This is a genomic window from Pseudoalteromonas sp. T1lg21, assembly GCF_002964625.1.
Taxonomy (GTDB): Bacteria; Pseudomonadota; Gammaproteobacteria; order Enterobacterales; family Alteromonadaceae; genus Pseudoalteromonas; species Pseudoalteromonas gelatinilytica.
In genome coordinates this window covers 112,216-134,451 of the sequence record NZ_PQBX01000002.1, presented here as the reverse complement: position 1 = coordinate 134,451, position 22,236 = coordinate 112,216, and the positions used below count along the sequence as shown (strand labels likewise).

Sequence of the window (22,236 nt, the reverse complement as noted above, 5' to 3'; positions counted from 1 at the left end):
CAACTTTAAATTGCAGTTCGTTACGCTATTCGGATATGACTACGCAAAAGGAGCTAAAGAACTCGGAGTAAGTGAACGACAAGTAAGGAGATATATAAAAGCTAACAAAGCGAGCAAGCCAGTCGAAAAACTGATTTGGATAATGTATCGCGGCTACCTGCCAGACACTGGCCCGTGGGCAGAATGCAGCATTTCATATCACAATAACGTTATGACTACACCTTGGGGTAAGGTAAAACCATCTGACGTACAGTTTGTTCATCGATATAAATGGTCAGCTAAAGAGCATGAAACCATGTATAAAAAGCTTAAATCTGAAACAAAAGTCCAAGACCAATATTTATTTGATCTTCAGGAACAATTGTTAGATATTGTAGGTGAAATATCGAGAAAAACAGCTACTTAAACAATATATGCTTAGTAAAGCTTCAGATAGAGCCTATGCCAATTTTTGACTTCGAGAATGAATACGATAAGTTATTAACTTTTATAAAATCAAATGACTTTTATTTTGAGAATGTTACTTTTCTTGAATCATTCGATTTTATTCCGAACAACATAGAACAAAATTTAACTTTCAAAAATTGTTCATTTAAAACTAAAGAACTTGATTTGGGTGACGAGGAACAAATTTCATCTGAATTTAAAGGTAAAGATATATATTTTGATTCTTGTGTTTTACGTTCTGTTCGTTTCAGAGACTTATCTAAAATAAATGATGTTACTTTTACATCATCCAAAATTATAGAGTTAAGTATTGGCTACGGCTCTAAATTACCAAGCACTCTTGATGTTGTTGGAAATACAACGGTAAACACTTTACGCATTTTTGATACCCATTTAAATACGAAAATTACTTTTAGGCTCGATCGTTTAGACTACTTAGAAATTTCTCGTGTTCATAACTCAGATTTCTTAAGTATCGTTTCCTATACTGGAGCTCGTATTTTATATATAGAAGAATTTCTTAATTTTGATTATTTTGAGATGGATGGAATGGAAAATAAATCTAAGCTTTCTGGTCGTTTTTATATGGGACACAATAGTTTCGGAAATGCTAGGTTCAGTCAGTCAAATTTCTCATCTTATAATAGGTTTACATATCTCAATAATGATATTTCAGAACTATCCTGTACCGACTCAGAATGGAAATCTAAAAACCTAAACATGACCGATAGTGAAATTTTAGAGTATTTTAGGGATATAAAGAATCTTCTTACTTATGGCTCTGCTGAGTATCAAAAATTTAATATGTCATTTTTAGACAATTTATTTAAGTTCTCTAATTACCAAGATAAGATGATTCTCACCTTTAGCAAACTAATTTCAAACCACTGCACGAACTGGTTACTACCTATAATTTGGCTTTTCGTAATTAATATTCTAATAATTTATTTTATGAATTTATCTCTTCCAAATAAGTTAGTTACTTTTCAAGATACCACAGTATTGTTGAACCCTTTACACCTTAATAGACATTATTCACTGTGGATTGAATTAGAGTCTCAAATAACCAATCAATTTGTGGTACTTGACATCGTAGCAAGAGCTTTAAATGCTGCTATTCTTTACCATTTGGTTAAAACATTTAGAAGGTTTCATACAAGCTAATGCCAAACTGTCAACCATGACAGGCTGTGCAACTCACTAATAAAAAAGGGCTTTTCGCCCTTTCTTAATTTTTACGTACCGTAATTTATGAGATATCTATGATACCGCAAAGGCGGGGTCGCTACTTGACCAATTAGACTCGCAGTCTGCAAGGATACCCGCAATACACGCAGCGCTAATCTTTTTTACAATATCAGACCTTCTTCCTTCGATTTTGATTTTTCGATAGCAGGTTTAAGTAAAGAACTCTGAGTAAGTGAACGGCAAGTAAGGAGATATGTAAAAGCAAACAAAGCCAGCAAACCAGTCGAAAAACTGATCAGGATAATGTATCGCGGCTACTTACCAGATACTGGCCCGTGGGCAGAATGTAGCATTTCATATCACAACAACGTTATGACTACACCGTGGGGGAAAGTGAAACCATCAGACGTACAGTTTGTTCATCGCTGTAAATGGTCAGCAAAGGTGCATGAGTCTATGTACAAAAAGCTTAAATCAGAAACTAAAGTACAAGACAAATATTTATTTGATCTTCTGGAACAATTACTGGATATTGTAGGTGAACTAGCAATACAAACAGGAAGTTAATTCGGAGAAAATATGGCTAAAGACTGGTTTGATATAATAGATACGACGGTTAAAATTGGTCTAGGTGCACTCATTTCTGGTGGTTTTACATATCTTGGACTTCGTTTAACGAAAAGGTCAGAGTTAAAAAAATTCTCGTTAGAACATAAAGTTAAATTGATTGAAGAAGTATCCTTGAATCTCCATACATATTTTTCTGCATGGGTCGCCTTTATATCGAGTGTTAATGGTATTTCTAAAAGTATAGGAAATGATTCTCTAATAGATTTTGATTATTCTGGCTATAAGAATGTTGATTCAGATGATATTAAATTAATAGAAGCATGGCCCTTAAGAGATAAAGCAGCTTCGACTTTAATTCTTATGAATGATATTCATACTTATAATTTAGTTTGTAAATGCGCAGATTTACAAAACGAACTCAGACATTTAGTAACTTTCGACAAGCAGCTACCACCAAGCTCATATCTGAAAAAATATTCCTCTAGAGTTTTAAAGTTTCAAAATGAAGTTGAAACATCTTTAGCTAGATTTTATCAAGAAAGCTTTAATGATTAGCTTTTAACACTCTAAAGACCACAATAACTTGTTAACCTATTAATAAAAAAGGGCTTTTCAGCCCTTTATATTAATATTCATTAATAGTAGTCTAGCTATTATAAATTCAAAGTATTTAAATAAATCTACAGGTAACTAATGGAAGATACTTTAAGTAATAAGCCTAGTAATGTAATGTCCGATAGTTTCTTACGTCAAAGACGAAACTTATTTATTATAAATTTAATAGTACTTTTTATGATGTTAGCTGAAGTACAAGCAAGTAAGATTACATTAGCAGGAGCTAGCTTTGAAAAGTTTGGTAATCCGAAAGCTATATTTTTTTTCTTATGGGCATCATGGTTCTACTTTTTATATAGATTTATCCTTTATTTTATTGAGGATGAATGGTCTAAATTTAAGCATAAATTTAAAGATTCCTACCATGATTTTCTTAACAAGAAATACAGAAAGTTACTAATTGGAACTGGACGAGATCTTAACTTTTATGAATTTACATATACTCAACTTAAACATAATGATTTCAGATGTTTAATCCAATTGCCCACGGATCCCAGACTTGAAATTCAAAAGAACGATGAAATTATGATTGATAGTAAAGAGTTTTGGCTTACTAAGTTTAGGTTTTTTTTCCATTTTTTGTTTTTGACTACAATTCGACTAATTATATTTTACCTTTTTTGATAAGTGTATTTACTTTATTAATAGCATTAAAATCAGACTGGGAAGGTTCAATTATTAGATTCAGCTCTTTTTGGTAGAAACATCCTTACAACAGCGCATATTTTCTAAAGGACTAGTTATGCATATCAATTATATCAAACTATACTTTTGTCTGACCCTTACAGGCATTTCCACCTTTGCTACGATGGAAGGTTACTACCTATATCGGGCTCATGTGCTAGCCAAAGAAGCACAAGCCATAGCCAATCAACTCGAACGTGATACTAAAGCAGCAGCTGTTCGAGCAAAATTACAGTTAGAAGAATCTCAACGCCAACTAAGAAAACGACAAGCCGAACAGGCTGCAAAGCAACAAGCAATTAATAATGCGCAAAGAACAAATAATGAGATTTGTGATTTCTGGAGAAGTGAGTACCAGCAATTACAGTCGGATCGTAATAAATCAATGATGGATGGTGCTTGTGCTAGAGCCGCTAAGCGGCCAAGTACAGGAACTACAGAAATTCACTTAAGAGGTGATTGGTTAGACAAGAAATCAAATTAAAAGGAGTTAATATGAAAAAGGTATTTTTTATATTTCTTGTTGTCATTGGAGCTTGGCAAACATACCAAGCACTTGTACCTGAATTGCTTTGCAATGAAGATATTAAATTTGATTATCAACCTTCTGAAGAGTCATTTAGGTATTCTTTTGATGATGATAAGTTCAAGTGTGATGGTCGTCAGTACTGTTCACAAATGAGTTCAATGGATGAAGCAATCTTCTTTATCAACAACTGTCCTAATACAAAAATGGATGGGGATCATGATGGAAACCCCTGTGAAAACGACACTCGTTTAAATGGATGGTAATGCCAGACTGTCATCAATGACAGTAAAGGCAACTTATTAATAAAAAGGGCTTTTCGCCCTTTTCTTTATGTTACGTACCATAATTTATGTGAAATAACTAAAACTTTAACCTTTAGGGGGCAGCAATTAATTTAGCTAGTTTTCCAAAGTTAGAATTTCTAATAATTAAATACTTTGACCAAGTATAAAATTCAAACTTTTGATTTATCTAAACCATCAGAAATTTCGTATTTAATTAATAAGCCACTAATTTTATTTAATATTATTTCTTCACCTTATTATAGTAAGACTTTCGGATTGGGCCATAAGGCTTAGGCTTTAATACCGCTCACGATTCACATTAGTCTAAACAATAATAACAAGGATTCATCATGAGGAAGTTTTTTCTAATCATCATTATCGGCTATTTCGCATGGGATTATTATGCAGTTAATTATGGGGGTATCTCACCAACAGAAACACTGCAAACAAAAATCATTGATCCCGTAAAATCAAATTACAGTCACAACCGAGAAATCACACTATCAGATTATGAAAAGCCAGAGTATGAATGTGATGGCCGACAATATTGCAGCCAAATGAACTCTCTAGAAGAAGCGCTATTTTTTACTAAAAACTGCCCTAATACAAAGTTAGATCAAAGCCCTGGTGAAGCGCCCTGTCAAAGTGATTTTATTTTGCGTGATTAATGTATTTTTAAAAATCAAGTTGGCTAAATTTTACAATTTTAGCCAACTTTTAACTCAGGCACCTAACTTTTCTTAGTTAAATAATATTAACTTTTGCAACATAAAACCGGAATTTTCCTAGTTCTTTTTTACTGATTAATCGCTAAATTGTTTATAAACATTCTTTGCTAATTTAGCACTGATTCATTTTTTGTTCTCAGCCTGTTTATTTAGTTCGCTAATTTAACTTTCTGAATACAAAGCTGTACTTGGGTGATTTTGACGTGAAACATAGAATTAATACCAATACCGAAGTTAAATTTTCTGAATTTGACATCCTTCTTTCAACGACAGATTTACAAAGCCATATCACCTATGCCAATGATGAGTTTTGTAAAATAGCTGGATACACATTAGACGAAATGGTGGGTAAACCTCATAACCTTGTTCGTCACTCTGATATGCCGAAACTGGCTTTTGCAGATTTATGGCAGCATCTCAAAAATGGTCAATCTTGGATGGGGCCTGTTAAAAATCGTTGTAAGAATGGAGACTACTATTGGGTGAATGCTTTTGTAACACCAATCAAAGATAGCAATGGTCGTACAGTTGAATTTCAATCAGTGAGAACTAAGCAAAGTGATGAGGTTATACAAAGAGCAACCGTTGAATATGCAAAAATAAACAATAACCAAAAATCTCATGCCACTGCAACAAAGTTTGATGCCACTCTTTACATAAGTGCCCTTTTGCTCATTAGCTTTTTATGTTCTTTGGCTGCCGTTTTTAGTTCTGGATTTACTATTTTTAATTGTGTATTAGTACTACTTTTGGCATCAGCCAATGGAGTCATGTATTTTTGGCGTCAAAAATATTTAGCGCTGATTCGTAAAGCAAAACAAGTATACGACAACCCTTTAATGGCTTATCTGTATTCTGGTACTAATGATCAATCTGGCTTTTTACATCTTGCCTTAGAGATGCAACAAGCAAAATTAAAAGCGGTTGTTGGTCGTGTTAATGATGTGACCATGGGCGTTAATCATAACGCCCAACAGTGTGCAGAATCAGGCCATAACGTGACGGAACTTTTAAATAAACAAACTGATGAAGTCTCGCAAATTGTTGTTGCCACAGAGCAAATGACGGCCTCAATTAATGAGCTTTCATCGAGTACAATGCAATCAAATCAGGCTGCTGAAGAGTCAAATCAAGCAACCGAACAAGGCTCACTGGCGGTCAAGCAAACGATAAATTCAATCAGTGAACTTGATGAAAAACTCAAAGCGGCAAGTAGCCAAGTAGCAAACTTAATTGAAGGTAACCAGCACATTGTGGCAATTTTATCTGAAATAAATGCCATTGCTGATCAAACAAATTTACTTGCTTTAAATGCGGCCATCGAAGCTGCCCGAGCAGGTGACCATGGCCGTGGCTTTGCTGTTGTAGCAGGTGAAGTTCGAGCATTGGCATCGCGTACACAGCAATCAACTGAAGAAATAAATAATGTTTTGAATCAACTGACACATGCCTCAAAACAAGCTCAAATTGCCATGAACGATGGACTTAACTTGTCGGCTAAAAGTGTTGAACTAGCACATCAAAGCGGCGATAGTTTAGACCATATTAAAGCCCAGTCTATCAAACTAAGCGAGCTCAATAGCATCATAGCGCATGCAATGAATGAACAACTGACAGCAAGCCAGGTTATTGCTACCAACTTAACCTCAGCGCAAGACTTTGCTCATGAGTGTACTGAACTTGGCCATACCTCACAGCAACTTTGCGAAGCGCTCCTCAGTAAAGTGACAGAGCAAACATCTTTGATTAATCAGTTTAAGTAGCGAAAGCACTACTATTTGATAAGGTTTATTTTCGGTGTGTGCTTATTAGTACACACCGCATCAAATGCCTCTGCTAACCGTTCGGTTTCTTTGAATACTTGTTGCCAATATTTAATTCTTGTATCCGCATCAAGGTCGGTAAAGTCTTTACGATCTGGGATTTTGCCAAAAGGTAATGAAGCAACAAAGTCAGCTGATGGAGTGATCATCACCACATTATCATAATTACTTGGGGTAATACCCCGTTTTAGGCTCTTATCAAACCAACCCGCTTTAGGGCTGTTATTAAAATGCGGATATAAAATAAGCCCGTCATTATGAATACTTAGGTCAAAATGATAATCGATAATACCGCCATCACGATACATACCTGGTGGTGTTCCTGTGATATTTTTAATGCCTTGCATGACTAATGGAATAGAACCTGAAGCAAGTAATGCATCAGCTAAATTATCTTCGCTAAGGTCAATAGTATGGGTATTGAAAGTATTGTTATCTGAAAACGATAACTGACTATTTGCAGGCTGAAATACATAACGCTCGTATTGCTTGCTTAACAAACGCCTATTCATTCGATTGACTAAGTAGCTTTTAGATAACCCCATTAACTGCATCACTTTGTTTTCTGATGCTGTAAAGCCATTCGATTTTGCAACGATAAAGTGGGCTTTAAAAATAGGGTTGTTAATAATTTCTTGAATACCATTTTCAGCAAAAACAGTGCTTAATAACTCTCGTGCTTTTGTTGTTATTTCTTCTGGTTTTGCTTTATTCGATGAATAACGTGTTTCAGAGTATGACTTTGCTAATCGAGATATTGCGGCAACAGGGTCGTTTTGTGCAAAACAGGCAGCTCTAAATGCCCCTGCACTTGATCCTAATAAGTTTAAAGGTGTGGTACGGTCTTTAAAAAATTCACCAAAGAGATATTTATCCAAACCGAATAATGTAACCCAGTTGGGTCCGCCACTTGCCCCTAAAAATGTATTGAACAAACCGGCAGACAGGCCTTGCTCTTGAATTACTTTTGCAGCACTTGGCCCTGCATAAATATCTATCATGGTTACTTTTCTCGTTATTGTTTTAGCTTATTTGCGCCAAATCCCTTGTTCTGTTTGACCTTGAACCTGCACTTTTTCAGAGTCAAACCTCGGCTCTTGCCCTGCTTCTCGTTGACTATGGTAGTCTTTTGTCACAGATAAGATCGTTGGCGTTAAGCGTATGATAGCGATAACGTTCACCACTGTCATTAAACCTAAAGCAATGTCTGCAAGATCCCACACTTGTTTAATGGTGGCCGATGCCCCCCAAATCATCATGGATAAATATAAACAGGTATAAATACCTCGGCCGAGTTTATTATCTAGTTTAAATAAATGTAGGTTACTTTCTGCATAGGCATAGTTTGCAACCACAGAAGTAAATGCAAATAAACAAATTGCAGCTGCCACAAAATAAATGCCCCCAGCGGCCATATGTGCTGTCATCGCAGATTGAGTTAAGCGTATTCCTTCCATTTCGCCGCTAATATCAATATCAGCTAATAAAATAATCACTGCCGTACAGCTACACAGCACAATAGTGTCAAAAAACACCCCTAGCATTTGAATGTAGCCTTGAGTGACTGGGTGATTTGGTACTGGTGAGGCACAGCCAGATGCATGGGGTACACTACCCGCTCCGGCTTCATTCGAATAAAGCCCTCGCTGAATACCATTTTTAATTGCTGCGCCCATAGCCCCTGCGCCTGCCTCTTGTAAGCCAAAGGCTGAAAGTAAAATATCTTCAATCATCGCAGGTACTTTACCGATATTCAGTAAAGTAATTATGATAGCGGCAAGTACAAATAAAATGCCCATGACTGGCACAATGCGTTCAGCAAAGCGGGCAATAGCTTTAAAGCCGCCTAAAATAATAGAGCCAGCCAGTATCGTGATCACAATACCAGAATACAAAGTTGGAATTTCAAATGCGTAATTAAGGGCATCGGTAATGGTATTCGTTTGCATGGCACTGAACGTAAAGCCATAACCAAGGAATAAACAAAAGGCAAAACACACCGCAAGCGCTCTGCTGCCTAACCCTTGCTGAATATAATAAGCAGGCCCGCCCCTAAACTCGCCATTGGCATCCCTGACTTTATAAACTTGCCCAAGTACGCTCTCGGCAAAGCCTGTGGCCATGCCCAAAATGGCAATCACCCACATCCAAAATATTGCGCCACTGCCCCCTAACGAAATAGCAACGGCAACCCCCGCAAGGTTACCTGTACCCACGCGAGCTGAAAGACCAGTACATAAAGCTTGAAACGAACTAATTGAGTTTTTATCGGTGCTGCTACTCGACTTTAATAGGCTAAACATATGGCGAAACTTAACCAATTGAATCGCTTTTAACCTGACCGAAAACCAGATCCCAGCAAACAGAAGAATATAGATAAGAATTTGGCCTTCTCCCCAAAGAAGACCATTGATTGTCGATACAGCACTGTTAAACATGGCAAGCCTTTATTGTTCTTATAGATAAAAAATCACAAAAAGTGAATAGCTAACCACTTTAACTCTATTTACAAATATCTCAAGTAGGCAATGGGATTAATTACCTGAGCCTGCTCCCAACTAATTTAGCAGTTGTTGCTGTAAAAAGGCACGACCTGCCGCTAAGCCTAATTTGTGATCATAGCGAAGATCTGAATCTGTACTACCCAGCAGTTTACTGCGTAATTTATCACCTGCAAAAATTTGTGTGATACGGGCATCACTTGGCGGGTTTGCAATGAAATCGAGTTCATCTTGATAAGCTTGTTCGTGTTGAACCAAGTAATCAATGGTCTTAGGGCAATAACCAGATACGCAAACGAGTGACTTTAATTTATTTACCCATTCAGATTGTACTTGGAAGTTTTCATCAACAGTACGAATAACCACAATATCGCGGGCACCACGATTATAGGCTTCTTTCACGGGTAAAGGTGCAGCTAGGCCACCATCTAAATACATATCATGGACTAAATCAGTATTAGAGCTTTGAATAATGGCATCGTTTGCGGCCTTGGTTGTTAACCAAGGAGTTAAGTTAACGCCATCTTTATATAAAAAGGGTAATGCGCTTGATGCTTTTAACAGAGCCAACCATTGCGTATCTTCACCATTTGGGCTCAAGTAATAGGGCTTACGGTCAGCCGCGTTAGTGGTTGTGATCAACAGTTCGCGATTACCTAGGCTTTGTGTTGCTGTTTTAAAATCTAAAGCGCGATTTACTTCTTTGGTTTTATCAAAATACCAATCAAGATCGACAATGCTTTTACCAAACAGCCCGCGGCCAAGTTGAAAAAAACGTTTATGCCGCGAAAGGCCTCTGATCAGACGTTTTGCATAGCCTTTTTGACGCGCTAAATAACTTGTTAAGTTTTGTGAGCCTGCCGACGTGCCAATGAATAAATCGAATGGATCGTAATTATTTTCTAACCACGCATCGAGTACACCTGCGGTAAAAATCCCTCGTTGCCCACCACCCTCAGCGATTAATGCTGTTTTTGTTTGTGGTTCTACTGCGGCAATTGTTTGAGATTTCACGGTGCACCTTCCTAGGGTAATGGTTAATAAATGTATTGTATAAAGTTAAATTCAATCCTTAAAACGGATTATATAAATTGATTTAATCTATAAAACCGTTTAATAAATGAGTGTCAGGGCTTAAGCAATGCGCATAAAAACTCATTACACGCATTCACTATTTGCTACACCGTATTAGTGCATGATGCTTGCTAATATTTCCAGCGCATGTTGTCTGTCACTCAATTCATACAGGTCATTTGTAAAAATAAACTCATCAACCTGTAGCGTTTGTTTAATCATACTCAGCTTATGCTTAACGCTCGCTTGACCGCCCACAACTGAAAGCCCTAAAAAGCTTTCTACTTGCATTTTTTCTTGCGCTGTCCACAACCCTTCCATTGTTGCAACAGGCTCTTTAAGCCAAAGTGGCTTGCCGCGCATAAGTGCTAAAATACGTTGTTTTGCGGTGGTTGCTAAAAACTGTGCTTGTTCGTCGGTATCAGCGGCAACAACAGGTAAACCAAGCATGACGTATGGCTTATCTAATACTTCAGATGGCTGAAATTCTCTGCGATACAATGCAATGGCATCTTCAACAAAGCGTGGCGCAAAATGGCCAGCAAATGCATATGGCAAACCTTTTTTAGCAGCAAGCCCAGCACTATAAAGGCTTGAGCCCAGTAACCAGATTGGTACATTTGTATCTTCACCTGGAATTGCGCGTACTGGAGAGTCACCCTTATATGGGCCAAGTAAAGCTTGCAGCTCAGTTACCTCATCATTGAAGTGCTCAGCGCGTTGTTCGTCACGGCGTAAAGCACGGCTGGTAATTGGATCACTACCTGGGGCACGGCCTAGACCTAAATCAATGCGACCGGGGTATAAACTCTCTAGGGTGCCAAATTGCTCAGCAACCACCAGCGGTGGGTGGTTAGGTAACATCACCCCACCTGCACCTACGCGGATATTCTGGGTTTTGCCTGCGATGTGGCCTATCAGTACAGAAGTTGCGGCACACACGATACCGCGCATATTATGATGCTCTGCCATCCAAAACCGATTAAAACCCAGTTTGTCGGCTGTTTGTGCATAGGTAACGCTATTTGCTAGTGTTTGCGAAACGGTTTCGTGCTCTTTCATTGGGCTCAATTCAAGCAATGAAAAAGGTGTATTGGTAAGGTCTGACATTCGCTCTCCAAAATTTAACTCTTTATAATTAGTTAATGAGAGCGAATGGCATTTTTTCAAATGCTAATTAGGCACGGCTTTGTTGCTGTTTTTCCACCTTTAGGCCATCGGCATCAATACCACGCTTCCAATAGGCCGATGCAACAATGTGTTCATGGTCAATCGCAAAACTGCTTGTTACTAAACGGCGAATTGCTTTTACCAAGTTTGCTTCTAGTGCCATAAACACCATAGGTTGCGTGTTATAGCCAGCACATAAGCGTGTTACTTGGTCGAGTAGCTCGGTTTCTGGCTCATCTGTAACTAGCCATTCAACACTATGTTGGCTGTGTGCTTCAATTTGCTCAAGCTCAATGATGTCGGCTTTATCAGCAACATGAATAATGACATCGACAGTGGCATCTTGTGGCAGGGCTTGTAAGTAGCCATTGATTGCATTGACAGAGGTTAAATCTGCCAGCATTAAATAATGTGTTTGCGTAAAATCAGTGAGTTTTTTAGGGCCCGGGCCTGCTATACCTACCTCGTCGCCTACACACGCATTTTGTGCCCAGTTGGTTGCCACGCCTTGATGTTGGTTAACCACAAAGTCAAGAGTAATTGCACCGTTAACGGGGTTGATATCACGAATAGTGTAAGAGCGCATTAATGCAGGATGCTCAGCGTGTAAATCAAGTTCAACCTTAGATTCACCGGCATGCGGGAGTAATACCTTTACGTACGCACCTTTTGCATCTTGTGGAAAATCGGCAAACTCCTCTGAGCCAACAACAATTCTTTGTAGATGCGGGGAAATACGTGTAGTACTTAATACGTTTGCACGACGAACTTTTCTAGCCATCTTTCTCTCCTAGCTGGTTAAATTGCACAACGCCCCAATAGTTGATATAGTCAACTATACGCTTTTGATTGACTTTGTCAACTAACTCCTCCAACTGAACTTAGGTGAACCATGCCACAAACCTCACTTTCTTCTGCTTTATTTACACTGGCACAAAGTTACCGTGTCACTGTACGCGAAGCCATTAACGCCAACGAGCTTGGTCTTAATGCGCTGCATGTACGCTGTTTACATATCATTGCCGAAACACAGCACTGTACCGCTAATGATATTGTTACCAAAACCGGTCGTGATAAAGCACAAATAGCACGCTTAGTAAAAGAGCTTATAAAGCTTGAACTGGTTTCTAAATGTGCCGACGAAAATGACAAACGCTGTTTAATTTTATCCTTTACTGATCAAGGTAACGCCCTGTTCTCGCGTTTAGAAGTTGCAGAGCAAGAGGTTGATGCCAAACTTTGCCACGGTTTAACGGATCAGCAAGTACGTGATTTTATCGCTATTGCCACAACCATGATCGAAAATATTAATCACAACACGCCGTGATCTTATTGGCAAGATAACCACAAACCACTATACTGTACAAACGTACAGTATAGTGGTTTTGTTATGCGTGTTATTCCTATTTATATCGAAGCTGGCGTATGTGGTTTTGAATCACCGGCAGCACAATACAAAGAGCTAGGCTTATCATTAGATCAACTATTGATAAAACACCCTGATGCAACATTTATTGGTATTGCTTCTGGCGAATCAATGCAAGGTGTGGGGATTTTTGATGGTGACTTATTACTGGTTGATCGCGCCGAAGATGTTAAAAATGGCGATGTCATTGTCGCGAATCTAAATGGTTTATTTGTTTGTAAGCTATTAGATAAACACAATGCCCAGTTATTATCAGCCTCACCTAAATACCCTGCAGTGCAACTACGCCAATCGGATGAATTTCAATTAGAAGGCGTGGTCACTCGCTCAATTCGCTTACATCGCAGTAGTAAAGAGCTATTAGCATGTACGCCTTAGTCGATGCAGTGGCCTTTTATGCCAGCGCCGAAAAAGTATTTGATCCGGCTATTCGTAGTAAACCGGTTGTGGTTCTCACCAACAACGATGGCTGTATTTGTGCCGTGTGCCCTATTGCACGAAAGCTGGCTATTCCAAAATTCCAGCCTTATTTTCAAGTAAAGAAAATACTCGAAGATAACCAAGTGGTGATCCGCTCATCTAACTATGAGCTGTATGCGGATTTAAGCGAGCGAATGATGAACGTAATTGGCCGCTTTTGCGATAATCAGCACATATACTCTATTGATGAATCATTTTTAAACTTTACTGGTTTCAACAAGCTTATTCACGACTGGCATCGTTATGGCCATGATATTCGCCGTACCGTATGGCGCGAAACAAAGCTGCCTGTTGGGGTTGGATTTGGCCCAACAGCAACTCTAGCCAAAGCCGCCAATCATGCAGCGAAAAAACTCCCCGGCTTTGATGGCGTTGCAGTGATTGATTCAGAACCTTCACGAGTAGCCATTTTAAAAGCCATGGACATACAAGATGTTTGGGGCGTTGGTCGACGCTTAGCTAAAAAACTCAAAGCAATGAATATTAATACAGCCTTTGATTTAGCCGAGCAAGACCCACGAAAAATGAAACGCCTATTTAGCATTGTATTAGAGCGCACAGTGAACGAGTTACGCGGTAAAAGCTGTTTAGCCTGGGATGAAGTACGCCAAGACAAAAAAGAGATTTTTTCGACCCGTAGTTTTGGAGAGCGTATCACTGACGCCACCGCGCTGAAAACGGCACTGATCAATCATTGTGTCATTGTAGCAAGAAAACTACGTGCGCAAGGCTCACACACTCAACGCTTATTAATGTTTGTGGCCAGCTCTCCTCACCAAGATGGCTATTATAAAAAGTCCTATATTTATGAGTTTAGTGTCGCCACCGCCGATAGTTGCGTGTTTGCCAATGCTATCAGCGAGGTATTTGATCATCTCTATAAACCTGGGGTGCGATTTTATAAATGTGGTGTAGGTGCCCTAGAGTTATCAAGCCAAATGTTTCAGCAACCTGATCTATTTCAAGCGCCTATCGATAACCCTAAACTGATGACGTGTCTTGATAGCATCAATGCTCGTTATGGCGTGGGTACCCTTGCCATAGCCAGCGAAACTCCTACAACCCGTTGGCACATGAAACGCGAATATTTATCGCCTCATTACACAACCCGTTGGCATAACCTACCGAAAATACATTGTTAAAAGTCTGCCAAACTAGCATTTAATAAACTACATAAATCCTTAGGTGCCAACGCAATCTCCAAGCCACGTTTACCTGCTGAAACATACATAACATCAAAGCTATCTGCAGAATGATGTACATAGGTATTAAGGCGCTTTTTCTGACCTAGCGGGCTCACCCCCCCTAAAATATAACCTGTGGTATTTTCGACTTTTTGTTGTGGAGCCATCTGCACTTTTTTAACCTTTGCCGCCTTTGCGAGCAATTTCAAGTTAACTTGCTGACTAACCGGCACAATAGCAACTAAGAGATGATGTTCAGTGTCTTCAAGTACTAAGGTTTTAAATACTTGTTCAGCAGGAAGATTCAATTTCTCAACAGCCTCAAGACCGAACTGTTGATGCAAGGGATCGTGCTGATAGCTGAGCACATCGAAACGAATGCCTTTCTTTTTTAATAAATTAATAGCTGGCGTCATTAAACTTCTCATAACTGATTCATTAGCAGTAACTTTATAAAACATAGCGTGAACAAGGAGCACAAGGCAATAGAAATGCACAAGCAAAGCACACTTAATTAAACTAATTGAACTAAACTTAAATTATGAACACTGGGCAGAGTAATAAACATGTCTAGACGAACCGGGCTCTATCTACTGAAACAAATATGTATCATAACAATGATGTTGTATGCGGTTAATTTTGTGTGTAACGAATACATCGCATGGAATGCCTATATGGATTGTCAAAGCAAATGCCATACGCTTGGCTTAGAAAAAGGCCGAATACAAAACACAACTTTTTCAGAGGATGTGACTTTATGTCGTTGCCTTGCTGATACCGACTACTACGTTGTACTGAACTAAATCTGAAAATACCGACTAGGAATTAGGGAAATTTCACGTATTATTAAATTGATTATAAGTTAAACAAAGGAAAGTACATGTTTTTAGACTACTTTGCGCTGGTCATGCTAGTGTTTGTAACGGTAGTAATATTTTATGGTGTTATTGCCATTCACGATATTCCCTACGAAATTGCCAAAAAACGTAATCACCCTCATCAAGATGCCATTCATTATGCCGGCTGGGTCAGCCTATTTACCCTACACGTGCTGTGGCCATTTTTATGGGTTTGGGCGACATTATGGCGTGATGACCGAGGCTGGGGTTTTAACCAGATTCAAAAGGAACAAGAAGACTTAGCTGAAAAAGTGGCAAGCCTAACAGCCACCGTTGCAGCACTACAAGCACAAGTAAATGCTCAATCGAATAATAAAGAGAAATAAACTATGGATTTGTTATTAATACTCACTTATACCGCATTGTGCATTGGTATTTTCAAAGTTTTTAAAATCCCACTTAATAAATGGACAGTACCTACCGCGGTACTCGGTGGTGTAGTGCTGATAGGCGCTTTAATTCTATTAATGAACTACAATCACCCACATTCAAATATGGCAAGCAGTGTCTATGTTACGACGCCAATAGTGCCAAATGTGCGTGGCACAGTTGAAGAAGTCGCAGTAAAGCCAAATCAGCCAGTTAAAAAAGGTGACTTACTGTTTCGCCTAGACGACACCTTATACCGAGCAAAGCTAAATCAAGCAATTGCGGCTTTGCAAGATGCCAAACAATCAGTACTCGGGTTAGAAGCAGCCTATAAATCAGCGCAAGCCAGCGCGCTGATGGCTAAAGCAGAACATGACCGCAGTAAGAAAGAATACGAACGCTATGAAAAAGGCGCAAAAAGCGGAGCCTACTCAAAAGGCCAAGTTGATAATAAATTAGGGGTCTACTTAGCTGCAAAGGCAAGTTATGAGGCGGCACAAGCCGAAGAGTTACGCCAAAAACTTGCATTTGAGTCAGAAATTAACGGCGAACAAACTAAAATTGCCGCTGCTCGCGCGAATTTAGAGCAAGCTCAGTTTAACTTAGACAGCACCAGTGTGTATGCCCCTACCGATGGCTATGTTACACAACTAACATTGCGCCCAGGCATGATTGCTGTACCCATGCCACTTCGTCCGGTGATGACCTTTGTACACAAAGAAGACACCGTCTACGTAGCTGCATTTCGACAAAATTCGTTATTAAGACTCGAACCAGGCTACAAAGCAGACTTTATCTTTAAAGCTATTCCAGGTAAAACTTTTGCAGGTGAAGTAATCGATGTGTTACCCGCTATTGGTGAAGGGCAAGTACAAGCGCAAGGCACACTAATGGGCAGTGAGTTTTTCGCACGACAAGGCCGCGCTATTGTTACCTTAAAAATCACTGATGACATGAGTGAATATCATCTACCACAAGGAACAAGCACAGAAGTTGCAGTTTATTCAGAACACTTCGAACACGTATCAGTGATGCGTAAAGTGTTAATCAGAATGAAAAGTTGGCAAAACTACTTATTCTTAGATCACTAAGATAACTAATTCGAAATAAAAAAAGGCGCTTATTAGCGCCTTTTTACTGTCTAACTAAGTTACTAAATAGGAGTTACTTAGTTAGGTCATCGAAGAATTTCTTCACACCGTCAAAGAAACCTTTTTCCTTTGGACGGTTTTTTGAGCCATCTTTACCCATGCTTTGCTCAAGCTCTTCAAGCAATTCACGTTGACGGTCATTTAAATTCACTGGCGTTTCAATAACAACTTTACAGATCAAGTCACCTTGAGCGCCACTGCGTACAGACTTAACGCCTTTGCCACGCATACGGAACATTTTGCCCGTTTGGCTTTCTGCTGGGATCTTCAGTTTTGCACGGCCATCAAGGGTCGGCACTTCAATTTCGCCACCCAGTGCAGCTGTTGTAAAGCTAATTGGTACTTCACAATACAAGTTATTGCCATCACGTTGGAAAATCGGGTGTTCACGAACAGAAACCTGAACGTATAAGTCACCAGCTGGTGCACCATGCATACCCGCCTCACCTTCACCAGATAAGCGAATACGGTCACCTGTATCAACACCTGCAGGGATCTTAACCGATAAGGTTTTGGTTTTTTCTACGCGACCTTGACCGTGACAGCTATCACATGGATCAGAAATGATTTGACCCGTGCCCTGACACGTAGGACATGTTTGTTGTACAGCGAAGAAACCTTGGCGCATTTGTACTTGACCCGCACCATGACAGGTTGTACACGTTTTTGGTTTAGAGCCTGCTTTTGCACCACTACCGTCACATGGTTTACAGCTAACCCACGTTGGTACTTTGATTTCAACTTCTTTACCACGAACAGCTTCTTCAAGGCTTAAGTCCATGTTGTAACGAAGGTCTGAACCACGTTGTTGGCGCGATTGACGACGACCACCGCCACCAAAGATATCTCCAAACACATCACCGAAAATATCGCCAAAGTCACCATGACCGCCGCCAAAGCCGCCGCCGTGACCACCACCGCCTTGTTCAAAGGCTGCATGACCGTATTGATCATACATTTGACGTTTTTGTGAATCAGTTAATACTTCGTAGGCTTCTTTTACTTCCTTGAATTTAGCTTCAAGCTCTTTGTCGCCTGCGGTACGGTCTGGATGATATTTCATCGCTAAGCGCTTATACGCTTTTTTTATGTCTCGTTCGCTGGCATCTTTGCTCACGCCGAGAACTTCATAATAATCGCTTTTTGACATATCTATCACACTACTCTTTTTACTGCAGTTACACTGCGTAAGGTAAGTCGAACGACTTTACCGTTTATATACATGCAAAAGGCGCGTCAAGCGAAATCGCTGGCGCGCCTCAATCATTTCATCCTAACTTAATTGGCTAAACAAAGCAGCCATTATTGCGTTAGGCAGAAGCGAAACAAGCAATTACTTGTCGTCTTTCACTTCTTCGAACTCTGCATCAACAACATCGTCGTCTTGTTTTGCAGAAGATTGCTGTGCACCTGCATCCGCACCACCTTGTTGTTGTGCTTTAGCTTGCGCAATTTCCATTAGCTTTTGTGATTTTTCAGCAAGAGCTTGAGTTTTCGCTTCAATCTCTTCTTTGTTATCACCTTTAATCGCCGCTTCTAGCTCAGTAAGCGCAGCTTCGATTGCTTCTTTATCTTCTGCTGGTAATGCATCACCCGCTTCTTCGATTTGCTTACGTGTACCATGAACCATTGCATCAGCTTGGTTACGAGTAGCTACTAGCTCTTCGAATTTTTTATCTTCTTCAGCGTGCGCTTCAGCATCACGTACCATTTTTTCTACTTCTTCATCGCTTAGACCTGAAGAAGCTTGGATTGTGATCTTCTGCTCTTTACCTGTATCTTTGTCTTTAGCAGATACATGTAAGATACCATCCGCATCTACGTCGAATGTTACTTCGATTTGAGGTGTACCACGTTGTGCTGGGCGGATACCTTCTAGGTTAAATTGACCTAGAGATTTATTGTCGCTTGCACGCTTACGCTCACCTTGTAGTACGTGAATCGTTACCGCTGATTGATTGTCTTCAGCTGTTGAGAAAACTTGTGATTTCTTAGTAGGAATCGTTGTGTTTTTCTCAATTAATGCTGTCATTACTTGACCCATAGTCTCGATACCTAGTGATAACGGAGATACGTCAAGTAGTAGTACGTCTTTGACGTCACCAGCTAGTACACCACCTTGAATCGCAGCACCTACAGCAACAGCTTCATCAGGGTTAACATCTTTACGTGGCTCTTTACCAAAGAACTCAGCAACTGTTTTTTGTACTAAAGGCATACGTGTTTGACCACCAACAAGGATGATGTCATTTACGTCGCTTACTGATAAATCAGCATCAGCTAGTGCACGCTTAAGCGGCTCGATTGACTTAGTGACTAAGTCTTCAACAAGTGACTCAAGTTTTGCACGAGTAACTTTAACGTTCATGTGCTTAGGACCAGTTGCGTCAGCAGTCACGTACGGTAAGTTAACTTCTGTTTGCTGTGCAGAAGAAAGTTCAATCTTCGCTTTTTCAGCAGCTTCTTTAACACGTTGCATTGCAAGCGGGTCATTTTTAAGGTCAATACCTTGGTCTTTCTTGAACTCTTCAACTAAGTAATTGATAACGCGGTTATCAAAGTCTTCACCACCTAGGTGAGTGTCACCGTTAGTAGCAAGAACTTCAAACGTGTGCTCGCCTTCAACTTCGTCAATTTCGATGATTGAGATATCGAAAGTACCACCACCTAAGTCGTATACTGCAACAACGTTTTCACCTTTATTTTTGTCCATGCCGTATGCAAGTGCAGCGGCTGTTGGCTCATTGATGATACGTTTAACTTCAAGACCAGCGATACGACCAGCATCTTTTGTTGCTTGACGTTGTGAGTCATTGAAGTATGCAGGTACTGTGATTACTGCTTCTGTTACAGGCTCACCTAGGAAGTCTTCTGCTGTTTTTTTCATTTTTTTCAGCACTTCTGCTGAAATTTGTGGTGCCGCACGTTTTTCGCCACGTGCTTCAACCCATGCATCACCGTTATCAGCTTTTACAATTTTGAAAGGCATGATACCGATATCGCGTTGTACTTCTTCGTCTTCAAAACGACGACCAATTAGACGCTTGATTGCAAATAATGTATTAGTTGGGTTAGTTACCGCTTGGCGTTTTGCTGGTTGACCAACTAGTGTTTCACCGTCTTGCGTATATGCAATGATCGATGGTGTTGTGCGATCGCCTTCCGCGTTCTCGATAACGCGTGCTTTATCACCGTCTAGTACTGCTACACACGAGTTAGTAGTACCTAAATCGATTCCAATAATTTTACCCATGAATCTTCTCCAACTTCAGAATTCGTTAAAACGTTCGATGACTAGTAGATAGGGGTGCAGGAAACTGAATTCAACTGTAAAAATGAAAAAAATTTACTTTTTTTTGAAATATTTTCCAAATGGGCATTTTTTCTTCAATAAAGGCTGTTTTCTCAGCCTGCTTGCAGGATAAACGAACTGGTCTGATGACTTTAGCTATGCTATAACAAACAACATAATTATAAATGTTAAGGAAAATTATGCATTTTGATCAATTACTCGCCATGGCAGCTGAACTTGGCAAAGATAAAACTAAAGTAATGCAGTTTCCAGAAAACTGGTGTCAGGGTCGTACTGCCTTTGGTGGTTTATCAGCCGCTTTACTGTATCAAGCTATTCGTCAGCATATCGATAACTCTCGCCGTTTATTATCTTTAAGCACTAACTTTGTTGGGCCATTAATCGCTGACTGTAATTTTACAATCGACGTTGAAGTATTACGTGAAGGGAAAAACAGTGCACAGGTACTCGCTAAAGTAATTCAAAATGGCGATGTCTGTGTTATCACCCAAGCGTGCTTTGGGGCTGAGCGCCAATCAAATGTACGTGTAGATGTCACTAAAACCATGCAGCTAAAACCGGTTGATGAGCGTTTCACACTACCTTATAAAGAAGGTGTAATGCCGGCATTTTTTCAACATGTGGCGTTATGCTTACAAGACGGCAATATGCCATTCTCTGGCGCTGACACATCACATTTAGGTGGTTGGATGAAATTCAAACATGCACCAGAGCAAATGAGTGAAGCGCATATCATTGCCCTAACAGATGCATGGCCACCCACCCTGTTACAAATGTATAAACAACCAGCTCCAGCAAGCAGTATGTCGTGGTATATAGAATTTGTAGAAGAGCCTACGATCAACCATGATGCTTGGATTGGCTACGAAGCAGTTACACACCATAGTAAGGATGGCTATGGGCTAGAAGATGGCTGCATTTGGAGTGAAGACGGTAAGCTAATTGCGCTGAGCCGCCAAACCGTCGCGTTATTCGCGTAACTCAGGCTCTGAAAGCTGTGCGTACTCAGTACCATCAAGGCGAATAATTGCTTGGTATTCGCCTGACTCAATAATCTCACCAAGACCCAAATTAAACGTGTTTTTTAACGTTTTACTGTAAAAAAACGCAGGTCTTGGTGCTTCTTTAAAAATTGCATGCACAATAAAAGGCTTTACCTCAGCGCTTTGTTTATATTTTTCTAAATAATATAAAAACACTCGGCGCTCTAAAATGATGACATCGACCCAGCCCTTCATAAGGTGATCAACTTGCGCTTCTTGATTTACCACTTCTTCGTAAGAACGCAAAATATTAGTAACCAATTTAAAAGGAGCTTCGATGAAATTAGTGGCATTTTGAAAGGCAAGCACGCTTTTACCAGCTAAATCATAAATACTATTAATTTTCAGCTCTTTATTGGCAAGGCTAACCGCCACATTTTGGTAGCTCAGTAATTCGTCGCTTTTATAGACATGCGGCGTGAGTACAGGTGGAAAATTTAATGCAATATCAACCTTGCCCTGCATAAGCTGCTGCTCAGCACGCTTATTAGACATGTAATGGATATCGATATTAGAAATGCCTTGCGATTTAAAAGCAGCTTTCAATATTTCAAGTTGAATACCACTGTTAGTGTCTTGAATAACATAAGGAGGCAAAGAGGCGCTTGCAGCAACAACAATCGGTTTTTGCGTATTTGGCTCAGATAAACACTCACCTTTAACACTAACAAAAAACATTAAAAGGATAAATAATTGCTTCACTGCTCACCTTAAAGAATTAAATGTATTAAAAAGCGTAATCGCTTTGTACAAATATT

Annotated in this window: 24 protein-coding genes and 1 pseudogene; 16 read left to right on the top strand and 9 right to left on the bottom strand. The window is 39.6% G+C overall.

The annotated features are described in order from the left end of the window. The 9 genes and pseudogenes from C2M25_RS02435 to C2M25_RS02400 form a co-directional block, all read left to right on the top strand. Positions 1 to 406 (top strand): hypothetical protein (locus C2M25_RS02435; protein ID WP_199775140.1); only part of this gene is annotated, 406 nt, incomplete at its 5' end. 35 nt (positions 407 to 441) lie between these two features. Continuing rightward, positions 442 to 1,611, top strand: coding sequence for a hypothetical protein (locus C2M25_RS02430; protein ID WP_105180319.1), 1,170 nt, complete (start codon positions 442 to 444; stop codon positions 1,609 to 1,611). A gap of 327 nt (positions 1,612 to 1,938) precedes the next feature. Next, the gene (locus C2M25_RS21675) at positions 1,939 to 2,202 is read left to right on the top strand and encodes a hypothetical protein (protein ID WP_158679661.1); all 264 of its coding nucleotides are present in this window, start codon (positions 1,939 to 1,941) and stop codon (positions 2,200 to 2,202) included. A gap of 12 nt (positions 2,203 to 2,214) precedes the next feature. Next, positions 2,215 to 2,760: a hypothetical protein gene (locus C2M25_RS02425; RefSeq protein ID WP_105180318.1), complete on the top strand. Its 546-nt coding sequence runs from the start codon at positions 2,215 to 2,217 to the stop codon at positions 2,758 to 2,760. Positions 2,761 to 2,898: 138 nt separating this feature from the next. After that, positions 2,899 to 3,444, top strand: coding sequence for a hypothetical protein (locus tag C2M25_RS02420; protein WP_105180317.1), 546 nt, complete (start codon positions 2,899 to 2,901; stop codon positions 3,442 to 3,444). Positions 3,445 to 3,562: 118 nt separating this feature from the next. After that, positions 3,563 to 3,988, top strand: coding sequence for a hypothetical protein (locus C2M25_RS02415; RefSeq protein WP_105180316.1), 426 nt, complete (start codon positions 3,563 to 3,565; stop codon positions 3,986 to 3,988). Between the two features lie 161 nt (positions 3,989 to 4,149). Then, positions 4,150 to 4,296, top strand: a pseudogene (locus C2M25_RS21905) (excalibur calcium-binding domain-containing protein); the annotation flags it as partial. Positions 4,297 to 4,667: 371 nt separating this feature from the next. Continuing rightward, entirely contained in the window at positions 4,668 to 4,985 is a 318-nt protein-coding gene (locus tag C2M25_RS22280) for a calcium-binding protein (RefSeq protein WP_105180314.1), read from the top strand. Positions 4,986 to 5,248: 263 nt separating this feature from the next. Next, entirely contained in the window at positions 5,249 to 6,808 is a 1,560-nt protein-coding gene (locus C2M25_RS02400) for a methyl-accepting chemotaxis protein (protein WP_158679660.1), read from the top strand. Between the two features lie 11 nt (positions 6,809 to 6,819). Here the strand turns inward: C2M25_RS02400 and C2M25_RS02395 are convergent, their stop codons facing one another. The 5 genes from C2M25_RS02395 to C2M25_RS02375 form a co-directional block, all read right to left on the bottom strand. Further along, complete coding sequence (locus C2M25_RS02395; RefSeq protein WP_105180312.1) at positions 6,820 to 7,869, bottom strand: patatin-like phospholipase family protein; 1,050 nt, start codon at positions 7,867 to 7,869, stop codon at positions 6,820 to 6,822. A gap of 27 nt (positions 7,870 to 7,896) precedes the next feature. Then, positions 7,897 to 9,306 (bottom strand): alanine/glycine:cation symporter family protein, encoded by a 1,410-nt coding sequence (locus C2M25_RS02390; RefSeq protein ID WP_063703739.1) that lies wholly within the window; start codon positions 9,304 to 9,306, stop codon positions 7,897 to 7,899. 120 nt (positions 9,307 to 9,426) lie between these two features. Beyond that, positions 9,427 to 10,383, bottom strand: a complete 957-nt coding sequence (locus tag C2M25_RS02385) for a patatin-like phospholipase family protein (protein WP_063703736.1) — start codon at positions 10,381 to 10,383, stop codon at positions 9,427 to 9,429. 174 nt (positions 10,384 to 10,557) lie between these two features. Beyond that, positions 10,558 to 11,553, bottom strand: coding sequence for an LLM class flavin-dependent oxidoreductase (locus C2M25_RS02380; protein WP_105180311.1), 996 nt, complete (start codon positions 11,551 to 11,553; stop codon positions 10,558 to 10,560). A gap of 67 nt (positions 11,554 to 11,620) precedes the next feature. Further along, the gene (locus C2M25_RS02375; RefSeq protein WP_105180310.1) at positions 11,621 to 12,394 is read right to left on the bottom strand and encodes a siderophore-interacting protein; all 774 of its coding nucleotides are present in this window, start codon (positions 12,392 to 12,394) and stop codon (positions 11,621 to 11,623) included. 111 nt (positions 12,395 to 12,505) lie between these two features. On the opposite strand from C2M25_RS02375, the gene C2M25_RS02370 reads away from it, so the two are divergent. From C2M25_RS02370 to C2M25_RS02360, 3 genes are all read left to right on the top strand, one after another. Continuing rightward, on the top strand, positions 12,506 to 12,940 hold the full coding sequence (locus C2M25_RS02370) for a MarR family winged helix-turn-helix transcriptional regulator (RefSeq protein ID WP_054552220.1): 435 nt from the start codon (positions 12,506 to 12,508) through the stop codon (positions 12,938 to 12,940). A 63-nt stretch (positions 12,941 to 13,003) separates the two neighbouring features. Beyond that, positions 13,004 to 13,417 (top strand): LexA family protein, encoded by a 414-nt coding sequence (locus C2M25_RS02365; RefSeq protein WP_054552219.1) that lies wholly within the window; start codon positions 13,004 to 13,006, stop codon positions 13,415 to 13,417. Then, a complete protein-coding gene (locus C2M25_RS02360; protein WP_105180309.1) occupies positions 13,405 to 14,661 on the top strand; it encodes a Y-family DNA polymerase in 1,257 nt (418 codons plus the stop codon). The genes C2M25_RS02365 and C2M25_RS02360 overlap by 13 nt, the downstream gene beginning before the upstream one ends. Here the strand turns inward: C2M25_RS02360 and ybaK are convergent. Continuing rightward, on the bottom strand, positions 14,658 to 15,119 hold the full coding sequence (gene ybaK, locus C2M25_RS02355) for a Cys-tRNA(Pro) deacylase (RefSeq protein WP_105180308.1): 462 nt from the start codon (positions 15,117 to 15,119) through the stop codon (positions 14,658 to 14,660). The two genes, C2M25_RS02360 and ybaK, sit on opposite strands and share 4 nt — an antisense overlap. 150 nt (positions 15,120 to 15,269) lie before the next feature. Between ybaK and C2M25_RS21670 the strand changes: the two genes are divergently transcribed. The 3 genes from C2M25_RS21670 (at position 15,270) to C2M25_RS02345 (ending at position 17,062) form a co-directional block, all read left to right on the top strand. Then, entirely contained in the window at positions 15,270 to 15,506 is a 237-nt protein-coding gene (locus tag C2M25_RS21670; protein WP_158679659.1) for a hypothetical protein, read from the top strand. A 77-nt stretch (positions 15,507 to 15,583) separates the two neighbouring features. Further along, the gene (locus tag C2M25_RS02350) at positions 15,584 to 15,928 is read left to right on the top strand and encodes a DUF3302 domain-containing protein (protein WP_063703726.1); all 345 of its coding nucleotides are present in this window, start codon (positions 15,584 to 15,586) and stop codon (positions 15,926 to 15,928) included. Positions 15,929 to 15,931: 3 nt separating this feature from the next. Next, a complete protein-coding gene (locus tag C2M25_RS02345; protein WP_063703724.1) occupies positions 15,932 to 17,062 on the top strand; it encodes an HlyD family secretion protein in 1,131 nt (376 codons plus the stop codon). Between the two features lie 73 nt (positions 17,063 to 17,135). Here C2M25_RS02345 and dnaJ read toward each other — a convergent pair whose 3' ends face one another. Together dnaJ and dnaK are read right to left on the bottom strand one after the other, a co-directional pair. Next, a complete protein-coding gene (dnaJ, locus tag C2M25_RS02340) occupies positions 17,136 to 18,272 on the bottom strand; it encodes a molecular chaperone DnaJ (protein ID WP_063703722.1) in 1,137 nt (378 codons plus the stop codon). Positions 18,273 to 18,455: 183 nt separating this feature from the next. Further along, positions 18,456 to 20,375, bottom strand: coding sequence for a molecular chaperone DnaK (gene dnaK / locus C2M25_RS02335; RefSeq protein WP_063703719.1), 1,920 nt, complete (start codon positions 20,373 to 20,375; stop codon positions 18,456 to 18,458). 239 nt (positions 20,376 to 20,614) lie between these two features. On the opposite strand from dnaK, the gene C2M25_RS02330 reads away from it, so the two are divergent. Further along, the gene (locus C2M25_RS02330; protein ID WP_105180307.1) at positions 20,615 to 21,415 is read left to right on the top strand and encodes a thioesterase family protein; all 801 of its coding nucleotides are present in this window, start codon (positions 20,615 to 20,617) and stop codon (positions 21,413 to 21,415) included. Here C2M25_RS02330 and C2M25_RS02325 read toward each other — a convergent pair. Further along, positions 21,404 to 22,180 carry a substrate-binding periplasmic protein gene (locus C2M25_RS02325; protein WP_234003517.1) on the bottom strand — a complete coding sequence of 259 codons (777 nt, stop codon included), beginning with the start codon at positions 22,178 to 22,180 and terminating at the stop codon, positions 21,404 to 21,406. The two genes, C2M25_RS02330 and C2M25_RS02325, sit on opposite strands and share 12 nt — an antisense overlap. Between the last annotated feature and the right edge of the window lie 56 nt (positions 22,181 to 22,236).